13 protein-coding genes are annotated in these 13,928 nt (G+C 66.0%); 8 read left to right on the top strand and 5 right to left on the bottom strand.

Going from position 1 to position 13,928, the window contains the following annotated elements:
- Positions 1–5: 5 nt before the first annotated feature.
- The 4 genes from HAV18_RS17205 to HAV18_RS17190 form a co-directional block, all read right to left on the bottom strand.
- The gene (locus HAV18_RS17205; RefSeq protein ID WP_166957819.1) at positions 6–1,343 is read right to left on the bottom strand and encodes a dihydrolipoamide acetyltransferase family protein; all 1,338 of its coding nucleotides are present in this window, start codon (positions 1,341–1,343) and stop codon (positions 6–8) included.
- Position 1,344: 1 nt separating this feature from the next.
- Positions 1,345–2,385, bottom strand: a complete 1,041-nt coding sequence (locus HAV18_RS17200) for an alpha-ketoacid dehydrogenase subunit beta (RefSeq protein WP_166957915.1) — start codon at positions 2,383–2,385, stop codon at positions 1,345–1,347.
- A 2-nt stretch (positions 2,386–2,387) separates the two neighbouring features.
- Positions 2,388–3,620, bottom strand: a complete 1,233-nt coding sequence (locus HAV18_RS17195) for a 3-methyl-2-oxobutanoate dehydrogenase (2-methylpropanoyl-transferring) subunit alpha (protein WP_027787930.1) — start codon at positions 3,618–3,620, stop codon at positions 2,388–2,390.
- A gap of 464 nt (positions 3,621–4,084) precedes the next feature.
- Positions 4,085–5,002 carry an alcohol dehydrogenase catalytic domain-containing protein gene (locus tag HAV18_RS17190; protein WP_243771679.1) on the bottom strand — a complete coding sequence of 306 codons (918 nt, stop codon included), beginning with the start codon at positions 5,000–5,002 and terminating at the stop codon, positions 4,085–4,087.
- Between the two features lie 198 nt (positions 5,003–5,200).
- Here HAV18_RS17190 and HAV18_RS17185 point away from each other — a divergent pair, with 198 nt between their 5' ends.
- Complete coding sequence (locus HAV18_RS17185) at positions 5,201–6,175, top strand: LysR family transcriptional regulator (RefSeq protein ID WP_166957817.1); 975 nt, start codon at positions 5,201–5,203, stop codon at positions 6,173–6,175.
- A 187-nt stretch (positions 6,176–6,362) separates the two neighbouring features.
- On the opposite strand, the gene HAV18_RS17180 is transcribed toward HAV18_RS17185, so the two are convergent.
- The gene (locus HAV18_RS17180; protein WP_347814761.1) at positions 6,363–7,073 is read right to left on the bottom strand and encodes a response regulator transcription factor; all 711 of its coding nucleotides are present in this window, start codon (positions 7,071–7,073) and stop codon (positions 6,363–6,365) included.
- Between the two features lie 374 nt (positions 7,074–7,447).
- Between HAV18_RS17180 and HAV18_RS17175 the strand changes: the two genes are divergently transcribed.
- The 7 genes from HAV18_RS17175 to HAV18_RS17145 are packed head-to-tail and all read left to right on the top strand — an operon-like array spanning position 7,448 to position 13,919.
- Positions 7,448–8,086: an energy transducer TonB gene (locus HAV18_RS17175; protein ID WP_166957813.1), complete on the top strand. Its 639-nt coding sequence runs from the start codon at positions 7,448–7,450 to the stop codon at positions 8,084–8,086.
- Between the two features lie 56 nt (positions 8,087–8,142).
- On the top strand, positions 8,143–8,931 hold the full coding sequence (locus tag HAV18_RS17170; RefSeq protein ID WP_166957811.1) for a MotA/TolQ/ExbB proton channel family protein: 789 nt from the start codon (positions 8,143–8,145) through the stop codon (positions 8,929–8,931).
- A 3-nt stretch (positions 8,932–8,934) separates the two neighbouring features.
- On the top strand, positions 8,935–9,366 hold the full coding sequence (locus tag HAV18_RS17165) for a biopolymer transporter ExbD (RefSeq protein WP_166957809.1): 432 nt from the start codon (positions 8,935–8,937) through the stop codon (positions 9,364–9,366).
- Positions 9,367–9,394: 28 nt separating this feature from the next.
- The gene (locus HAV18_RS17160) at positions 9,395–9,823 is read left to right on the top strand and encodes a biopolymer transporter ExbD (protein WP_166957807.1); all 429 of its coding nucleotides are present in this window, start codon (positions 9,395–9,397) and stop codon (positions 9,821–9,823) included.
- Positions 9,824–9,847: 24 nt separating this feature from the next.
- Positions 9,848–11,209, top strand: coding sequence for an MFS transporter (locus HAV18_RS17155; RefSeq protein WP_166957805.1), 1,362 nt, complete (start codon positions 9,848–9,850; stop codon positions 11,207–11,209).
- A 22-nt stretch (positions 11,210–11,231) separates the two neighbouring features.
- Complete coding sequence (locus tag HAV18_RS17150) at positions 11,232–12,251, top strand: dipeptide epimerase (RefSeq protein ID WP_243771661.1); 1,020 nt, start codon at positions 11,232–11,234, stop codon at positions 12,249–12,251.
- Between the two features lie 9 nt (positions 12,252–12,260).
- Positions 12,261–13,919, top strand: coding sequence for a serine hydrolase domain-containing protein (locus tag HAV18_RS17145; protein WP_166957801.1), 1,659 nt, complete (start codon positions 12,261–12,263; stop codon positions 13,917–13,919).
- The last annotated feature ends 9 nt before the right edge of the window (positions 13,920–13,928 follow it).

The raw sequence follows: 13,928 nt of genomic DNA, 5'->3' as shown, positions 1-13,928 counted from the left end.
CGTGCTCACTCCACGAACAGCAGTGCCGGGCGTTCGAGCACCGCGCGCACCGCCTGGATGAATTCGGCCGCATCCGCGCCATCGACGACGCGATGGTCGAACGACGACGACAGGTTCATCATCTTGCGCGCGACGACCGCGCCGTCGCGGATCATCGGCCGCTCGACGATCCGGTTCACGCCGACGATGCCGACCTCGGGATGATTGATGACCGGCGTCGACACGATGCCGCCGAGCGCGCCGAGGCTCGAAATCGTGATCGTCGAGCCGCTCAATTCGTCGCGCTGCGCGCGGTTCGCACGCACCGCATCGGCGAGCCGCGCGATTTCCGCCGAGATCGACCACACGTCGCGCGCTTCCGCGTGACGCAGCACGGGCACCGTGAGGCCGCCGTCCGTCTGCGTCGCGACGCCCATGTGCACCGCGCCGTAGCGCGTGACGACACCCGCTTCGTCGTCGAAACGCGCGTTGATCTGCGGAAAGTCGCGCAATGCGATCACCATCGCGCGGATCAGCAGCGGCAGCGGCGTGAGCTTGCCGCGCGTGTCGCCGTAGCGGCGGTTCAGTTCCGTGCGCAACGATTCGAGTTCGGTGACGTCGATTTCCTCGACATAGCTGAAGTGCGGAATGCGGCGCTTCGCTTCCTGCATCTTGCGCGCGATCGCACGCCGCAAGCCGATGACCGGCACTTCGGTTTCGTCGTTGCGTTGGTCGTAGCCGTGCGCTTGCGATCCGCGCGCCGCACCGCTGCCGGTGCCCGCATACGCATCGAGATCCGCGTGCAGGATCCGCCCGGCTTCCCCCGTGCCGCGCACATAGCGCAGCTCGATGCCCATGTCCCATGCGCGCCGGCGCACGGCCGGCGACGCAAGCGGCCGTTCACCCGGCGCGAGCGCCGCGCGCGGCGGCTCTACCTGCGCCGAGTGCGCCGAGTGTCCGGCGTGCTTCGCGTGACGCGGCTGCTCAGGCGCGTGCTTCGTCGCCGGCCTTGCAGGCGACTCTGCCGGCGCGTCGGCCACCGTCTTCGACGGCGCGGCCGCGACCGGTGCGGTTTCTACCTTTGATTCCCGCACCGGTGCGCCGGCCTTCAGGTTGCCGGCGCCTTCGACCTCGAGACGAATCAGCTCGCTGCCGACCGCCATCATCTCGCCGATCCGGCCGCCGAGTTCGATCACCTTGCCCGTCACCGGCGACGGAATCTCGACCGCCGCCTTGTCGGTCATCACATCGGCGAGCGGCTGGTCTTCCTTGATCGTCTGCCCGACTTCCACGTGCCAGGCCACCAGCTCGACCTCGGCAATCCCTTCGCCGATATCCGGCATCTTGATGACATGAATCCCCATCTCACGCCTCCATCACGCGTCGCAACGCTTCACCGACCCGGGCCGGCCCCGGAAAGTACGCCCACTCCTGCGCATGCGGATACGGCGTGTCCCAGCCCGTCGTGCGCTCGACCGGCGCTTCGAGATGGTAGAAGCAGTGTTCCTGGACCAGCGACACCAGTTCCGCCCCGTAACCGCAGGTACGCGTCGCCTCGTGCACCACGACGCAGCGCCCGGTCTTGCGCACCGACGCGACGATCGTGTCGAGGTCGAGCGGCCACAGCGTGCGCAGATCGATCACCTCCGCATCGATGCCCGTCTCCTCGGCCGCGGCGAGCGACACGTGCACCGTCGTGCCGTAGGTCAGCACCGTCACGTCGTTGCCGGGCCGCACCACGGCGGCCGTATCGAGCGGCACCGTGTAGTAACCCTCGGGCACCGCGCTCGACGGATGCTTGAGCCACGACGTGACGGGCCGGTCGTGATGGCCGTCGAACGGCCCGTTGTACAGCCGTTTCGGCTCCAGGAAGATCACCGGATCGTCGTTCTCGATCGAGGCGATCAAGAGCCCCTTCGCGTCGTACGGGTTCGACGGCATCACCGTGCGCAGCCCGCACACCTGCGTGAACATCGCCTCCGGGCTCTGGCTGTGCGTCTGGCCGCCGTAGATGCCGCCACCGCAGGGCATGCGGATCGTCATCGGTGCGATGAACTGGCCGGCGGAGCGATAGCGCAGCCGCGCGCCTTCCGACACGATCTGGTCGGATGCCGGGTAGAAATAATCGGCAAACTGGATCTCGCACACCGGGCGCAGCCCGTATGCGCCCATCCCCACCGCCGCGCCGACGATCCCGCTTTCGGAAATCGGCGCATCGAACACGCGCGACTTGCCGTATTTGTTCTGTAGTCCTTCGGTACAGCGGAACACGCCGCCGAAATAGCCGACGTCCTGCCCGAACACGACCACATCGCTGTCGCGCCCGAGCATCACGTCCATCGCCGAGCGCAGCGCCTGGATCATCGTCATCGGCTGCGTTGCCGTGCCTGTCTCGTGTTGCGCCATGATCATGCTCCCAGTTCCTGGCGCTGACGGCGCAGGTGCGCGGGCAGCTCCTTGTAGACGTCGTCGAACATCGAAGCCGGCGACGGAATCCGGTCGTCGGCCAGCGTGCCGAATTTTTCCGCTTCCTTCTGCGCGGCGATCACCTCGGCCTCGAGCTCGGCCGTCAACGCTTCATGCGCGCTGTCCGACCAGATGCCCTTGACGATCAGGTGGCGCTTGAAGCGTTCGACCGGATCGCCGAGCGGGAAATGGGACCAGTCGTCGCTCGGCCGGTACTTGGTCGGATCGTCCGACGTCGAATGCGCGCCCGCGCGATAGGTCACCCACTCGATCAGCGTCGGGCCGAGATTGCGGCGCGCGCGTTCGGCCGCCCAGCTCGACGCCGCGTAGATCGCGAGGAAGTCGTTGCCGTCGACGCGCAGCGACGCGATCCCGCAGCCGACGCCGCGCCCCGCGAACGTCGTGCCTTCACCGCCCGCGATGGCCTGGAACGTCGAGATCGCCCACTGGTTGTTGACGACGTTCAGCACGACCGGCGCGCGGTACACGTGCGCGAACGTGAGCGCGGTGTGGAAGTCGGATTCGGCCGTCGCGCCGTCGCCGATCCATGCGGACGCGATCTTCGTGTCGCCCTTGATCGCCGACGCCATCGCCCAGCCGACCGCCTGGATGAACTGCGTCGCGAGGTTGCCGGAAATGGAGAAGAAGCCCGCGTCGCGGTCCGAGTACATCACGGGGAGCTGGCGGCCTTTGAGCGGGTCGCCTTCGTTCGACATCAGCTGGCAGATCATGCGCTCGAGCGGCACGTCGCGCGCGATCAGGATGCTCTGCTGGCGGTAGGTCGGGAAGCACATGTCGCCGTCGCGCAGCGCCATCGCATGCGCGGTGCCGATCGCCTCTTCGCCGAGGCTCAACATGTAGAAGGAGATTTTCTTCTGGCGCTGCGCGATCATCATGCGCGCGTCGAAGATGCGGGTCTTGAGCATCGCGCGCAGGCCGGCGATCAGCCGCGCATCGTCGAGATCCGGTGCCCACGGGCCGACGGCCTTGCCGCTGTCGTCAAGCACGCGCACGAGGCTGCGGGCGAGATCGGCGGTATCCGCCGCGGCAACGTCGATGGGCGGGCGGCGAACCGCGCCGGCCGGCGATAGATGCAGATAGGAAAAATCCGTCTTGCAGCCCGGGCGCCCGGTGGGCTCCGGCACATGCAGACGCAATGGCTCTGACAGGCTCATCGTGTCGTCTCCACGCTCGATTGTGTCTCACGCTGATTAGGAACGCGCGACCGGTTGCCGGCCTGCGCGCGAGCTGGCGTGCGGATAGGCACGTCAACCTTGGAAATTTATGCCCTGTGGCGGCGGACGTCGATGACCAAGGCGCTCGATTGCGGTGAGCAGATTTGCCATGTCGGGTGCGGGAGGGCTGCCAGGCGGGCACCGGCCGGTGCTCCGGCGTTGCCGTGCCGGTGCGAACCGGGGCCTGACGGGAAATCGCGGATGCCGCCATGGCCGCTGCCGGGCGAGGGCCGGCATGCCGTGTCCAGTCGGGCGGCAGTCGATATCAGGGGGATGTCGGGCACGGACAAGCCCGGCCCATCGATGTGACCAATTCGATCACTGCGCGAATGCGCAGCGCGCCGAGTCGGCCACGCGCGCTTGCCGGGAGATACGTCCCCGCATCCCCCGGGCACCTTCGAGCGTCAGTGGCTTTGCGCGGGCGTGAATACGCCGCGAAAGCGCATCTTCCCGGACGCGAGGCGGTCATAGGCTTCAGTCGCCTGGTCCAGCGAGAACGTCTCGACGATCGGTTTGACCTTGCCTTTGGCGGCGAGGTCCAGCACTTCGCTCAGGTAGCGCAAGCCGCCGTGCGTGGAGCCGACGACCTGCTGGCGCATCATGTGGAACGGCTTGCGCTGCGACGCGATCGAGAACGGCTTGCTGAAGTCGAGCCCGCACAGGATTACCCGGCCGTCGACTCGTACGCCCATCATTGCCTCCTCTGCACTACTGAACTCATTGGTCGTGACCAGCAGGACATCCGCGCCGCCCAGGTCGCGAAGCTCCGCACCGTTTGCGACGACCCGGTCCGCCCCCAGCCCGATGGCGAGGTCTCGTTTGTCGGCCGAATGCGTGATCGCGATGGTCTCGAAGCCGCACGCGCGGGACAGTTGCAGCGCCACGTGCCCCAGTCCGCCGATGCCGAGCACGGCAACCTTCTCGTGCGGTTGCGGCGCCGCGTCGCGCAAGCCGCTCCACGTCGTGTAACCCGCGCACATCATCGGCGCGGCATCGACATAGGCCAGCGCATCGGGCAACAGCACCGTGCCCTCGGCCGCAACGGCGATGTACTCCGCGTGCCCGCCCTGCGACGCGAACCCGGTGGTCCGCGGCGCATCGCAGTTCACGGCCGTCTGGCCGGAAAGCGGACGATGCTCGCGACAGTACGGACAGCGCCCGCACGCGGACTGCACCCACGTCGTGCCGATCCGGTCTCCCACCCTGCGCGCATGCACGCCCGCGCCCACTTCGACGATTTCGCCGACCACTTCGTGGCCGGGTGTCTGCGGGTAAATGTCGCCGCCGAAACCTTGCGTGGCCCAGACGTCCGTGTAGCACATCCCGGACGCGTGAACCTTCACCAGCACCTGCCCCGGCCCGGCTACCGGTACCGGCACTTCCTGCACTTCCCAGGGCCGATTGGCACCGGTCATCACGATCGCCTTCATCTTCATTGCCTGCTCCTTGTTCAACCGAACGCAGGGCCTAGTCTAGAAAAGGCGCATTATCATGACAATCTCGCCAATCTTTACGTGACGATGAATTCCACTCATCAATTGAAAACCGGCGATCTTTTCTCGCTCAACGTGTTCCTCGCTGCGGCCACGCACCTCAGCTTTCGCGCGGCATCGGTCGAGCTCGACGTCACGCCGTCGGCAGTCAGTCATTCGATCAAGGGCCTCGAGCAGCGCCTGGGCGTTCGTCTGTTCAATCGCACCACGCGCAGCGTGTCGCTGACCGACGCCGGCGAACGGCTCGTCGACAAGCTCCGCCCAGCGATCTCGTCGGTTGCGGAGGCGATGCTCGCGGTCGACGGGATGCGTGACACGCCCAGCGGCACCGTGCGCATCAACGCCAGCGAAGGGGCGATCCGCCTCGTGCTGAAACCGGTGCTCGCGCGCTTCCTGCGCGACTACCCGCAGGTCCACCTCGACATCGTGACGGACGGCAAGCTCGGCGACATCGTCGCTGGTGGATTCGACGCGGGGATTCGGCTGGCCGAAGCCGTGCCGCAGGACATGATCGCGGTGCGCGTGTCCGATCCGGTGCGGTTCGCCGCCGTCGCCTCACCCGCCTATTTCGCTGCGCATGGCCGCCCCGACGTACCGCAGGATCTGGATCGGCATGACTGCATCCGCTTTCGCTTCGATAGCGGTGCGATCTACCGCTGGGAGTTCGAGCGCCGCGGTGTCGTCGAAACGGTGAATGTCAGCGGCCCGCTCACGCTGACCGACCAGCCGTTGATGGTCGATGCCGCGATCGACGGCATCGGGATTGCGTTCGTGCCCGATCATCTCGTTCGCGATGCACTCGAAGACGGACGGCTCGAACGCGTGTTGGCCGATTGGTGCCCGGTCATGCCGGGGCTGTGCCTGTACTACCCCGGTCATCGCCATGTTTCGGGCGGGCTGCGGGCGCTGATCGACATGGTGCGGATTCACTCGCCCGATGCCAATCGAGCGGCGTCGCAACCGGCGCAGCGCCGCAAAAGCAGGAAACCCGCGAGCGCCTGATTTTCCGGGGGCTTTCGGATCGTCGCCGAATCACACGGCAGGCCATCTGCGGCGCGTGCTGATTCAGTGCGTTCCGCCAGCATCCAGCGGTTCACACGCATGGCGCCGCAGCATCCAGATGTGAGCCCTTGCGCCGCCCTGCTTGCATCGCATGCTGACGAATGGCTGCAATGAACAGCACGGATACCTAACGATGACCGACATCCAGCATGTAGCCTTCCCCGCGAATGGTGCGAATCAGGCGCGGCTCCTTGATGTCCTCGCGCAACTTCTGACGCAAGCGTGATATCTGGACGTCGATGCTGCGGTCGAACGTGTCGATCGACTTGCCGCGAGCGGTATCCATCAGGTATTCGCGGCTGAGTACACGCCCCGGCGCGTCGAGGAACGCGTTGAGCAGGCGAAATTCCGCGTTCGACAACGGAATGACCGTGTTGTCGGCAGCAATCAGGTGGCGGCCGATCTGGTGCAGCCGCCAGCCGGCGAATCGGCTTTCTTCCTGCGCCCTCGTCCGGCCTTGCGTTTGCGCGCGCACGCGGCGCAGGATCGTCTGGATGCGCGCGACCAGTTCACGCGGCTCGAACGGCTTGACGATATAGTCGTCGGCGCCCAGTTCCAGCCCGACGATCCGGTCGGTCATCTCGCCGCGCGCGGTCAGGATGATCAACGGAATCTCCGACGTCGCACGAATCTCGCGGCAGAGATTGAGGCCGTCGTCGTCCGGCAGCATCAGGTCGAGCACCACGAGATCGAAGCCCCCCTCCCCGAGCGCGAGATGCATTTCCGCGCCGGTGCCGGCTTGCGCGGTCGTCATGCCGAAGTCTGCAAGGCAGTCGCACAACAGGCTGCGAATCTGCGAGTCGTCGTCGACGACGAGAATACGAATCGCTTTGTTCACGGCGTCTTGTCTCCGATGTTGCGGCGGTGAGATGTGCCCCACACTCATTATTGCCCGTCAATATAAGGGCTTTTTGCACGAATTGTTGCAGCCTTGAAATAATTGCCCCTGCACCTTGTCCCACAAGGTCATCCGGAGAAATCGGGACGCCTGATGAGCGTTCACGTCATGGATAACCCGCCCGGTATTTTCCCGAAGAGACGTTGCCGAGCATCGTCCGCCTTCGCCGCCCCGTCTCGTTTCGCGCGTCCTGTCGCAACCTTGCCAAGCCAGAAAGACTTTGTATCAGCGCAGATACAAAGCCGATATGAACCAGAAATGCCCGGGTCTTAACGTGGCTCCCAGGTCATATCGAGGCAGGAGACACGCGGGACATGAACTACGCACAACCCAAGCCACCTGTCCGGCGCATTGGCGGCATCGCCTTCGTGGTCGGATTGCATGCGGTGATCGTCTACGCATTGCTCACCGGTCTCGCGACGAAAGTCGTGGATGTGATTCGTCAGCCGATCGAGACGCGAATCATCGAAGAGATCAAGCCGCCGCCCCCTCCACCACCCCCGCCGAAGCAAATCGCACCGCCACCGCCGAAGCACGTCGCGCCACCGCCGCCGTTCGTGCCGCCCCCGGAAGTGCGCATCCCGGCACCGCCGTCGCCGAACGCGATCGCCGCGCAGTCGACCACACCTGCGCCGTCGGCACCCGTCGCGCCGCCAGCACCGCCCGCCGCTGCAGCGCCCGTGTCGACGAGCGTCGGCGTGGTGTGTCCCAACTCGACGCAGGTCCGCGCCGCCATTCGCTATCCGCGTGAAGCGCTCAAGGACAACCTGACCGGCGACGTCGTCGTGACGTTCGTGGTCGGCACCGACGGCAACGTCAAGGACCTGAGCGTGACCCAGTCAGCCGCGCCTGTTCTCGACAGGGCTGCGGAAAACGCCGTGCGGCAGTTCCACTGCGTCGCACAGGGCGAGGAAGTCCGCGTGCAGGTGCCCTTCTCTTTCAAGCTCGATTGAGGCTGCCCTCGACAGTCGTTCCTTTTCTACTTGCCAACGCATTTCAGGAGACGTTCATGATCAACCGTACCCGCAAGGCCGCCCTGGTGACGGCTCTGTTCCTCGCGGCCAGCGCCGCCCACGCCGCCACCGACACGGTGGCGAATCCCTACGGTCTCGATGCGCTCTGGAAGGGCGGGGATTTCATCGCACGCGGCACGTTGCTCATTCTGGTCGTCATGTCGATGGGCAGCTGGTACATCATCGTCGCGAAACTGCTCGAGCAAACGCGCGTGCTGCGCCGCGCGAAGGCGGCGGAGACGGGTTTCTGGAAAGCGGGCAGTCTCAGCGAAGGCACGCGTCAACTGGATGCCGGCAGCCCGTTCCGCTTCATCGCCGAAGCAGGTCTCGCGGCATTCGACCATCACGAAGGCGCGCTGGTCGAACAGGTCGACCTCAACGACTGGGTTGCGGCGGCCGTCGAGCGGGCGACCACGTCGGTCTCGAGCCGCCTGCAGGACGGCCTCGCGTTTCTCGGCACCGTCGGTTCGACCGCGCCGTTCATTGGCCTGTTCGGCACGGTGTGGGGCATCTATCACGCGCTGACTGCGATCGGCATCGCGGGCCAGGCCTCCATCGACAAGGTCGCGGGACCGGTCGGCGAAGCGCTGATCATGACCGCGATCGGCCTGGCTGTCGCGGTGCCCGCCGTGCTCGGCTACAACTGGCTCGTGCGCCGCAACAAGGCGGTGATGGAGCGCGTGCGCGGGTTTTCGACGGAATTGCACATCGTCATCCTGACCGGCACGACCACGGCCGGGGCCGCCGCCGCGACCAAGGCCGCTGCCCTCACTCGCGTGGGGTGAGCCATGGCCATGACCGTAGGGCCCCGCGACGGCGACGATCACGACGAGACCATGTCGTCCATCAACACGACGCCACTGGTCGACGTGATGCTGGTGCTGCTGATCATCTTCCTCATCACGATTCCGGTGGTATCGCACACCGTGCCGGTCGCGCTGCCCAAGGAAGCCGTGCAGCCGCTGCAAACGACTCCGCAGAACGTGATTCTCGCCGTGACGAAAGAGGGGGACGTGTTCTGGGACGAACGGCGCGTACCTGACGCGGCAACGCTCGTCGAGAAACTCAAGGCGGTTGCCGTGCAATCGCCGCAACCCGAAGTCCACATCCGCGGCGATCTCGACGCGCGCTACGCCGCGATCGGCCGGGTCGTGTATGCGTGCCAGCGGGCGGGCATCGTCAAGGTCGACTTCATCACCGAACCGCCACCGCGCCAATGATCCCGCCACACCGACAAGGAGACCCGAGATGGCAATGACGATGCCCACCGGCAACGCAGACGAAGCCGACGTGATGATCGAGATCAACACCACACCGCTCATCGACGTGATGCTGGTCCTGCTCATCATGCTGATCCTCACCATTCCCGTTCAGACGAACGCGGTCAAGCTGGACATGCCGACCGGCGCGCCGCCGTCGCAACCGCAGACACCGCCGGTGGTGCAGATCGATATCGCGGCCGACGGCACCATCGCATGGAATGGCGAGCGGCTGAGTTCGCGCGAGCAACTGGAAACGCGATTGCACGACGTCGCGGCCAACCCCGCGCCGACAGAACTGCATTTGCGGCCCGACAAGGCGGCGCCTTACCGCGCCGTCGCCATGGTCATGGCATCCGCACAGCGGCTCGGCGCGAACCGCATCGGGCTCGTGGGCAACGAGCAATTCATGCAATAACCGCCTTCTCATCACGGAGCCCTCATGTTCGACTCCAACCCCGAAGTGCTTGCGCCCGTGGCGGCCCCAAGCCCGCCATCGGATTCATCCGCCGGACCACTCGCGTGGTTCGGTCTGGCGATTCTCGTGATCGTGGCGTTCTTTGCCTTCGTCGACCGTCAGATGCTGATCCTGCTGACGGAGCCCATCCGCCACGATTTCGGGCTGACCGATACTCAAATCGGCCTGATGCAAGGCGCAGGCATCGCCCTGTTCGCGGGCGTGGCTTCGTTGCCGATCGGCTGGGTCGCCGATCGCGTGGATCGCCGTGTGGTGCTGGTCGCGTGTGTCCTCGTCTGGAGCGCTGCCACCGCAATCTGCGGCATGACCACCCACTTCTGGCAATTGTTCATCGCCACCGTCGGGCTGGGGATCGGCGAAGCCGGACTAGTGCCGGTGATCTACGGCCTGATTCCCGACCTCTTCCCGGCGCGCCAGCGCGTGCTCGCCAATGCGATCTTCGCGCTCGCCAACCTGTTGGGCGCAGGTGCGGGGATGGCGCTCGGCGGCGCACTGATGCACGGCATTGCGGCGGTGCACGGCGCGTTGCCAGCGGGTCTCGCCGGTCTCGCGCCGTGGCGGCTCGCGTTTTTTGCCGTTGCCCTGCCTGCCCCCGTGTTGGCCGTGCTGGTTCTACTCATTCGCCCCGGAAAGCACGGCGACACGGAAGCATCCGCAGCGCGTCATCGGACTTCCGCGCCGCTGCCGTCCGCACCGGTCTACTTCCGGCGCGAAGCCGTCATGATGCTCAAGTTCTTCGGTGCCATCGGACTGGTCAACCTGTCATTCGGCGGTGTCGCGACATGGATGCCGGTCGTGGCGGTGCGAACCTTCGGCGCCACGCCGGCTGAAGCCGGCGGCGGCATGGGCGTGGCGGCTATGGCCGGTGGTATCGCGGGTTGCGTGCTCAGCGGACTCGTGGCCGGCCGCATGAGAGCGCGCTTCGGCGTGCTCGCGCCACTGCGTGTCTGCGAATGCGGCGCGCTGGTCGCCGGCGGCCTGTCGTTCCTCTATCTGGCCGTGGGCTCGCTTACGCCGGTCTACGTGCTCTTCGGCGCACAGCTCGCCTGCATGGTCGCAGGCATGGTGCTGTTTCCCACCATCATGCAGAACATCTGCCCTGCCCACCTGCGCTCGCGCGTAGCGGCGATCGGCGCGCTGACGTCGATCGTCGTGCAATCCGGCAGCCCCGTGTTCATCGGTTTCATGTCGGATCATCTGCATGCGTTCAGCCAGGGCTTGCTGTGGTCGATCGTCTGCGTCGCGGCGTTCGGCTTCTTTGCCGCCTGCATGTTGATGCGTGCGGCCGGCCGTGGTGTCCGCGAGGCAATCGAACGCTATGCGTAACACTCTTCTTCCGCCCTCTCCCATGTCACCCCGCACGCTCTCACTCTCGCTGCGCATCGAACGGTGGCCGTTGGCTGCCCCGTTCCATATCACCGGCCACGTCATCGACGCCGCTCGCCTCGTGAGCGTTACCGTCGACGACGGCCACCACGCCGGCAACGGCGAAGCGTCCGGGGTCTTTTACCTGGGAGAAACGCCTGAATCCATCGCCGCGCAAATCGAGCACATCCGACCATCGATAGAAGCCGGAGCCACACGCGCGCAGTTGCTCGACGTATTGCCGCCCGGCGGCGCGCGCAACGCGGTCGATGCGGCATTGTGGGCGCTCGAATCACAACGGCAAGCCATGCCTGTCTGGCGCATGGCGGGCCTCTCCGCGCCACGCCCGTTGCGGACCACGATGACGATCGGCGTGGATACGCCGAATGCAATGGCTCGGGCCGCGCGGAAACTGCCCCACGCCAGCGCGCTGAAGGTCAAGCTGGACGGCAGCGCCGCCGATACCGCGCGCCTCTCCGCCATCCGTGAGGTCCACCCGAAAATACCGCTCGCCGTCGACGCGAATCAGGGCTGGTCGCGCGCGCACTTCGACGCGATGCTCCCCGTGCTGCAACAGCTTGATGTCGGCATGCTCGAACAGCCGTTTGCGATCGGTGCGGACGCCTGTCTCGAACACATCGATTGTCCGATCCCCCTCGCGGCCGACGAATCGTTTCAGGATCTCGGCGACCTGTCCGCCGTCGCGCGCCGCTACGACATCGTCAACCTCAAGCTCGACAAATGCGGCGGCCTGACGCGCGCGTTCGACCTCGCCGCGCGCGTACGCGAAGCCGGCTTGTCCGTGATGGTCGGCTGCATGGCAGGCACCTCGCTCGCGATCGCCCCCGCCTTCCTGCTCGGGCAACAGTGCAATCACGTCGATCTCGACGGACCGATCTTCCTCGCCCGCGATCGCGAGCCGAGCGTCGCCTACATCGACGGCCTGCTGCACTGCGCGCCCCACATCTGGGGCCACGCGGACGTCACGGCTTCCTCTCGCTGAGCTATCGACATGACATCGGATTCAACCACCACGACGAAACTCGACGCGCTGTTCGCGTGTTATCGCCACGCCGATGCACCCGGATTGATCGCCGGCATCGTCCATCACGGGCACCTGCTGTATCGGCGCGGTTTCGGCATGGCCAGCCTCGAACACGGCATCGCCAACACGCCGGCCACCCGCATGCGCATCGGTTCGGTCAGCAAGCATTTCACCTGCCTCGCCGTGCTGCTCCTGTGCGAGCGCGGCGCGCTCGACGCCGACGCCCCCATCGGGGCGTATCTGCCGGAGCTACCGTCGGCCGCAGGCCGGCCGACACTGCGGCAGTTGATGTCGCATCGCGGCGGGCAGCGATGCGCACTGGACCTCGCACTACTGACGCAGGGTCTCGCCATGTCGCCGCCTGGCGCGTTCCTGGCTTCGCAGCAACGTCAACGCGACGAAAATTTTCCGCCGGGGGAACGCATGATGTATTCGAACGGCGGCTATCACCTGCTGTCGCTCGCCGTCGAACGTGCGAGCGGAATGCCGTTCGACGCATTCCTCGCGACTCATATCTTCGCCCCCCTGCTCATGTGCGACACCGCGTGCGTACCCGACGACATGACGATCGAGCGCCGCATCGCGACGATGCATGTTCCTGACGGCATGGGCGGATACCGGCGCGGGATCTTTCCGACGTGGGCGCTGCTGGGTGAAGGCTCGATCGTCTCGACCGCCGACGACATGCTCAGATGGACCGCGCACCTGCGATGCAGCGACAAGATCGTCGGCAACGCCGACACCTGGCGCCAGATGCTGGCGTTGCCCGTATTCTCCAGCGGTCTGCGCAGCCAATACTCGCTCGGTCTGACGCAGAGCAGCTATCGCGGTGTCGAGCTGATGCACCATTCCGGTGGTGTCGTCGGCGGGACTTGCCAGATGCTGATGTCGGCCGCGCACGGGCTTGACATCGTATTGCTCAGCAACGGCGCGCTCGGCGCACCGCTCGAACTGTCGAAGCGTGTGGTCGACATCGTGCTGGCAGGTGAGTTGCGCGGCGATGGCCCGCCTGCCGCAGCGCGCGCCGCCGATCATGCGGCGCGCCTCGGCAGCTACCGGTCGCCCGGCACCGGCGCCGTGTATGCACTGGAAGATCACGAAGGTGCGCTGGTGTTGGCGGGCCCCCTTTGCCCCAGACGCTCGATGACGCTCTACGACAGCACCGATGAACTGAACGACGTCGAGCTCGAAGCGAGCGGCGACGGCCTGTTGGCGCTGCGGTGGGGATCGTCTTGTACGCCGAGCGATCTCTCCAGCCTGCGCATCGTGCATTGCGGCCATGTCGAAACGTTCGCGCGTCTAGGCGAAGCGCCCGCGATGACGCCGCATCTCGTCGCCTCGATGTCCGGCACATTCGCAAGCCACGACGCCCACGCCCACGCGATCATTCGGCTCGACAACGAAGCGCTCGTACTTCGCCTGCGCGGCGCGGTGGGCCATTGCGACTACCGCCTCACGCCGCTGGCCCACGATGCTTTCAAACTGGTGCCGATCGATCCAGTGAACATCACGACCGGAATGCTTACGTTGACGCGCGACGCAACGCGCGCCGACATCACCGGCTTTCGCGTCGATACCGCGCGTACCCGGCATCTGGCCTTCACACGGGTACACACCGATGCCTGATGCTGGCCG

It is taken from the genome of Burkholderia sp. D-99, from assembly GCF_011605345.1.
Lineage (GTDB): Bacteria > Pseudomonadota > Gammaproteobacteria > Burkholderiales > Burkholderiaceae > Burkholderia.
This window is presented reverse-complemented; position numbering and strand designations above follow the sequence as displayed.